General features: G+C 33.7%; 1 protein-coding gene. It reads right to left on the reverse strand.

Annotated features, from left to right (window positions below):
• Positions 1-350: 350 nt before the first annotated feature.
• Positions 351-1,578 (reverse strand): GUN4 domain-containing protein (locus tag F6K40_RS40120; RefSeq protein WP_293145893.1); only part of this gene is annotated, 1,228 nt, incomplete at its 5' end.

Genomic DNA, 1,578 nt, shown 5'->3' on the forward strand with positions numbered 1-1,578 from the left:
TTTTTCTCTACCGAAACCTCCAGAAATCTGATGGAATTATTTGACAAGTAAGGCAGCTTTAGTAAAAGACTCTTCAAAAATATAAATTTACTTACTAAACTCCTACTTGAGCTAATTATTCCAATTAGTCTTAGACCAAGCTAGATACGGTGATTAATATTGTACAACTGACCGGGTAAATATTCTTGACTTATTCCCGATCTTTCGACCTATCTTCCCTACTCTGTACGGACGTTGCATAATAAAAATGCGTTTTCTTATAGGGAATGCTGCGCAAACATGTCGCGCTCGCTATAAGTTTAATGTCAGCTCTTAGCTGAAAACGTCCCTACCAACTCTCCTATTATTTTCTACTCTAAAATTTTACGGAAAACTTCTAAGTATTTTTCATAAACCTGAATCTTAAAACAAACAATAATCACCTGTTCAATAGATTTATATTCTAATAAAAATTTTATCACTTCAGTGATAGCTATTCTTGCTGCTACTGCCACCGGAAAACATAAAGCACCAGTAGCAATATTAGGAAAAGCAATTGTTTTAATGGCATATTTTTCTGCTAAAGCTAAACTATTTTGATAACATTTCATCAGTGTATTTTTATCTCCCAAATTTCCACCTTGCCATCTAGCTGCAACTGTATGAATAATCCACTTAGCAGACAAATTATAACCACTGGTAATTTTAGCTTCTCCATATTCACAACCATTCAATTTTAGACAAGCTTCTTTAAGTTCTAGTCCAGCCATTTTATGGATAGAATTAGATACCATTGAACCAGCAGAAAGAGCGCGGTCTGTAGAATTAACAATAGCATCAACTTTCTGTCTAGCAATATCACCTTGGATAATTTTAATTCTATTTTTTATTAAATTGATCTTTATCGGCTCAAGATGGAATTTTTCTGGATGAAGTAGACAATTATTAATACGATTAAAAAAAGTTTCTCGCCAGACTCCCACCCCAAATTTTTCCACCTTAAATTTCACGCACCATGAAACAGGTAAATGACCAATAGGTGCATTTAAACTAAAATCCATATCCTTATAATATTTTGCCTGACCTTCCACTTGCCATCCCACAGCATCACTAAAATTTTGCCAAATTTTTTTGTAATATTTACGATTTTTGCCGAACCTTTCCTCAATACTTTTTACCACATTAAAATAGATAGATTTTTGCACGCTAAAACCAAAACGCTCTTGAGAATAATCTACCCAGAGTTGATTAATTTTCTCTAGCTCCGAACAGGGAAAATTTTCTATATCTAAAACACTCAATTTTTCATCTTGATTTTTACCTGCTACCTTCAACATTAAAGCAACAGTCTCCTTATCTGCCTCTTGCCATTTTCCTTCAGCTAAAAAATCTCTTAGACGAGAATAATTAGTTTCTATTTTGCCAGTTATTTTAAGAGAAATATTTTCGGGTTCTTCAAGTCCGCAAGTTTCTATGCGAGATAAAAAAGCAATACCAAAATCTACCATTCCTCGCCCTACTCCACAAGGCAAATGTCCGACTGGTGCATTAATATTAAAATTCAAATCAAACCAAGATAACCACTTTTCATTTACTCGA

The sequence above is a fragment of the Okeania sp. SIO3I5 genome, from assembly GCF_010672085.1.
Classification (GTDB): Bacteria; Cyanobacteriota; Cyanobacteriia; order Cyanobacteriales; family Microcoleaceae; genus Trichodesmium.